Annotated in this window: 4 protein-coding genes; all 4 read right to left on the bottom strand. The window is 41.9% G+C overall.

All coding sequences use genetic code 11. The features are described from left to right. Positions 1-65: 65 nt before the first annotated feature. The 4 genes from QUB08_RS31370 to QUB08_RS31355 all read right to left on the bottom strand — a co-directional run bounded on the left by QUB08_RS31370 (position 66) and on the right by QUB08_RS31355 (position 3,958). Positions 66-278, bottom strand: a complete 213-nt coding sequence (locus tag QUB08_RS31370) for a hypothetical protein (protein ID WP_333230138.1) — start codon at positions 276-278, stop codon at positions 66-68. 669 nt (positions 279-947) lie between these two features. After that, complete coding sequence (locus QUB08_RS31365) at positions 948-1,745, bottom strand: hypothetical protein (protein WP_015179754.1); 798 nt, start codon at positions 1,743-1,745, stop codon at positions 948-950. A gap of 43 nt (positions 1,746-1,788) precedes the next feature. Further along, entirely contained in the window at positions 1,789-2,301 is a 513-nt protein-coding gene (locus QUB08_RS31360) for a hypothetical protein (protein ID WP_333230136.1), read from the bottom strand. Then, positions 2,294-3,958 carry a hypothetical protein gene (locus QUB08_RS31355; protein WP_333230134.1) on the bottom strand — a complete coding sequence of 555 codons (1,665 nt, stop codon included), beginning with the start codon at positions 3,956-3,958 and terminating at the stop codon, positions 2,294-2,296. The genes QUB08_RS31360 and QUB08_RS31355 overlap by 8 nt, the downstream gene beginning before the upstream one ends. Positions 3,959-4,344 lie beyond the last annotated feature (386 nt).

The raw sequence follows: 4,344 nt of genomic DNA, 5'->3' as shown, positions 1-4,344 counted from the left end.
CCGAAACATACACCTCTTCATATTCACTCATTTATTTATTATACATCGCTGATGTTATTTAATTCTCATTCCTTATTCCCATCTAATCTCAACTTTTCTTCTACTGCATCTTCTGGGAATGTATCTGGAGAATCGGGCAAAATGAGCGAATTTTCAGCAGATTGTAGGGAATTATTTTTAGTATTATTAAGTCTGCCCTGTTCCCTTGGCGTTTCCAATATCTCGCCAAACTCTTCAGAGTCAACTTCGGAAAGTTCTTCTAAAAGTCGATCGGACATTTAACCTCCTACCTAATCAAAATCCTAATTTTTATGCTGTTCTGCATCGCGCATTCTATAGTGTGAACTCATATTTTGTCCGTCTCCTAACGAGTTCATCACCCATTGATATCGTTTCCGGCTGCATCGTCAGGTGATAAATTAGAGGGCAATTCATGAATGATTGTTACAAGTCGCCACCTATCTCGGCGCAATTTTCAGTTGTTCGATTCACAGTCAACAGCGTCGCCCGCTCGCGTAGCCGAAGGGTCGAAGGGTCAACAGTCAACATCATGTCTGAGTGCAACCGGAATTGATATGACTGTAAAATTTACAGGAATACCCGCAAATTATCGGTTTAGACACTATCTGTAGTATTAAGATGTGTTTCGCCACACCCAGCCCGCTGGCCCAGTGGTGAAGAAGTTTTTGAAACCCTGGAAATCTCGTAGCGGGCGATCGATCAATCTTCTTCTTTTCAGAATTTAAACGCAATAAACAACGTTTATTGCTAATATCCAACGCTTGGGATAACACAACTGCGTTGATTGCCCTCAGCCAGCGGGCTGGTTTCGGCACACCCTATCAGTAGAGTGTGTGCGTAAGCCTTAATTTAGATTCTTAAAAGCTTACGATACCTTTTTTACAAATTACAGCCTCCTGAGACTTTACAACCTGTTGCTTATTTTGTTACTCATTTTGGGGCTCATTTTCTATCTGCATTTCCTCATTTTTTTTTTGTTCATAGGGCGCGATGACTTCTTTTTTATTGCGATTGGGTGCGTTGTTAAACAAACCTACATCTTCTATCAGACGGAAACAGTCTTCCAGAAAAGTATGCAATCGCTGCTGACTAATCAAGAAGAATTCAGAGTGTTTCATTGCTTGAGAAAATGACAACCGCTTCGTATCAATAAACTTGCGCTCTCTTGCACTCAGAGCCGGCAAATCTACCACAGGAATTCGGTAATTATTAATGAGCTTGTTCATTTCCTTATGGCTTTGTACGTGCGACCAATCTTTGCATACTCCAAAATTGCGGACAAAAATGTGATTGAGCTGACCTTCAAAGTAGTTGAAAGAGTCAATAAACATTTCAATGCTGTCCGTCGTGCCGCCGCAAATAAACCACTTGCATACATCAACTCCTGACTGCTCTTTAAAATCAGGAGAGGTTAAATTAGCTTCGTCAATCCATTTGTTGATAATGCTGTAAACCCGAGCTGGTAAATTGACAATCACAGGAGTTTCTACTGCTGTTTCAAAAATAATATCGATATCGAAAAACTTCTCTTCATCTTCAACTAAAGCTACGATTTTTGCATTGTGTTCAGGATAGCGCTGCTGCACATCAGGATTTTGAAAATCACCATCAATTAACGTGTACAGTAGTTCATACTTCTGATTGAATTCAACCAGAATCCGAGTTAGCATCGACTTGCCAACGCCACCTTTCTCGCCGTCAACCAAGTGAATCATGTTAGTCATTTCATTCCTCCTTGCTGGATGTCTATTCAAGACTTAATAATTTTTAACTAAAGCTAGGCCCGACCATTGCCGGATCGAAACCAGCTAAGTTAAATGCGCTGTTTTCAAACTCAACTTCTCCCGAAAATTCCTCTGCTTCTTTTTCTTCGGGCAAACTTGCTGGATTTGAACTCTCAGGGGCAGTTAATTCTGCTGCAATAGATGCACCTGGATTCGATAAGCGAGGGAAAGTAGCTAAAGGAATTAAACCCGAAGAAATACCAGGGGCAATTGCTCCTAAATCGGTACAGTTAAATCCCGCATCTCGGCAAACTTCATCTATCTGCCTGAGCAAAAAATTAATGCTTTCTCGCCTCAAATACTCTAACTCTGTACTAGAATGACTACCGCTATTGCGTAATGATGCTAACAGCCACCGCGCTTTGATTAGAGGTAAAATCGTTTCCTGGAAACTAAAAAAAGGATGATTTTGCAGGTAAGATAGCAAGATAGCATCTTCGGAATCTGGCAAAACTTGACAGCGCCAGCAAAATTCCTTGTAACGTTTTCTAGGCATAATTCCTCACCTTCTTTCCAGCACCTCGGTAGGGCCCTCCCAATAAGAGAGCTGCATCTAAGTTTGCTTCTGATTCCTCTAATGAAGGTTCTGTATTCGGCGACGACTCATCACTCAATTTATTAGAATCATCTAAGCAGCTATCTTTGATACTTAAATCAGCCTTTTGTTTAGCACATTGTTCAGTGTTTTGTTCAGTAGGTGCCTCAATTTTTTGTCCCGTAATATCTTCTGTCTTTTGTTCAGTAGATTCCTCAATTTTTTGTTCAGTAGATTGCTCGGATTTAGCGTGAGTAAATTGCTCAAATTTTAATTGAGTAGGTTGCTCGGATTTTTGATGAGTTGAGTGTTCGGATTTTTGGTGAGTAGGTTCCTCGGATTTTGGCTTGGTAGATTGTTCTGATTTTTGGTGAGTAGATTGTTCAGATTTTGGCTGGGCAGATTTTTCAGCACATTCTTTAACACTCTGTATATCAGTCGGAGGGACTGGAGCATCTCCTGAAGTGGAAGCTGCATCTTCTACCCTCTGAGAAGTTGCTACAACAGACCTTTGCCTCAGTATCTCAAACTGAAATTTGAAGTAAGAAAATAGTCCGTAAACATCAGCTATGCGGCAACCTAAACCATCAGGATCGAGCGTTTTTGGCACTGTTATACCTGCGTGCCAAGACAGCGAATAATTAGAAAACTGATTTCGCAGTTCTGGCTTCATATATTCAGAAGTCCCCCCGCAAAATACAATTTCATCTAAATCGGGCGGCAGCACTTCATTAATCCAATGAGATAGCATTCGAGCGTAGTCGAAGCGAGACAGCTTGACTGCTTCAATCAATTGGTCAACTTCTCGATCTTTCGCTGTCTCCTCTCGATTCCGAGCAATTCGGTAAAAGTAAGGGCGGTTGTAGCTTACGCCCGCTTGAGCGATTGATAAAGCCAAACGGGAAGCATCATAGTTAGAGGTTCGCTCTTGAACTAGATCTACCAACCTTACCATTCCTAAGTCTGAAGTTTTGCCCTTACCGACAGCACCGCGTGCCGAAACTATTACCGAAGCATTGCGAAATCCTACCATAACAAAGGCAGTTACCCGCTGCTTGAAGGCTGAACCTAAGTTGCTGTTGTGGATCAAAGCAATGCCGCCGCCTTCTTGCAAAGCTTGGGTTTTGTCCAGGGTGACGGAGAGCTTGCCGGTGGGTGTTTCAAATGAAGCAGAGTATTGACTTAAGAGTTCAAAAAATTGCTTGGAGTCATTAAATTCGCCTGGGGGCAAGAAAACGGAGATCGCAGCGCTAAATTGACTGCCTAAATCTAACTTCCGCGACACTACCCACAAAGCTGCTAGAGCTTTGTACAAAGCGCTACTGTACTTCAGTCCCGCTAAACCGATGTGAGCATTGAATTGCGATGCTGCCAGGTAGCCAACGGCTCGACATTCATTACCAATTGCCACCCAAGCAATATTTTCGGGAGATGCTGATGCGAGGTTAGGTTGTGTGAAACAATTGGCTATGTCTTGGCTCACTGGCCCTACCTGCGATTCCATTACAAAGGAGTTTGCTTTACTGCCTGCTTGCGCTCCAATGCAGAAAACTCTAGTAGATAAGCCTCCAAAATCTATAGCCAGAATTGCATCTGGTATTGATGGTTTTTTCTTCATAAACACTGGCGTTTATTACGTTATAAAATAATAGTATTGGCTTCAGTTTAAGTCTGACCTCACCAAATCCGGTGGTTTTAGATAGTTAAAATAGCCCCCTCCAAATGGCGGGGACAGACTGCCTTCTCCAAATGGCGGGGACAGACTGCCTTTCAAGGAAAATATCTCGGTTTGTGCCGATTGCTTTGCGCTTCCTACAAAGAGCAACTATGTCAAGGTTACGCTAACATGAAAGGCAAACGATTAATTTTAATAACTATCCTGTCTTCGTTTAACTCAAGTTGAGCCGGGATTTCTGGAGCTTCAAAGAAATAAGGAATGAGAATTAAATAACATCAGCGATGTATAATAAATAAATGAGTGAATATGAAGAGGTGTATGTTTCG

This window comes from Microcoleus sp. BR0-C5 (assembly GCF_036705045.1).
Lineage (GTDB): Bacteria > Cyanobacteriota > Cyanobacteriia > Cyanobacteriales > Microcoleaceae > Microcoleus.
This window is presented reverse-complemented; position numbering and strand designations above follow the sequence as displayed.

Bases quoted from the DNA above. Each gene is read 5' to 3' on its own strand.
- QUB08_RS31370 (WP_333230138.1), bottom strand. From the start codon at position 278: ATGTCCGATCGACTTTTAGAAGAACTTTCCGAAGTTGACTCTGAAGAG.
- QUB08_RS31365 (WP_015179754.1), bottom strand. From the start codon at position 1,745: ATGACTAACATGATTCACTTGGTTGACGGCGAGAAAGGTGGCGTTGGC.
- QUB08_RS31360 (WP_333230136.1), bottom strand. From the start codon at position 2,301: ATGCCTAGAAAACGTTACAAGGAATTTTGCTGGCGCTGTCAAGTTTTG.
- QUB08_RS31355 (WP_333230134.1), bottom strand. From the start codon at position 3,958: ATGAAGAAAAAACCATCAATACCAGATGCAATTCTGGCTATAGATTTT.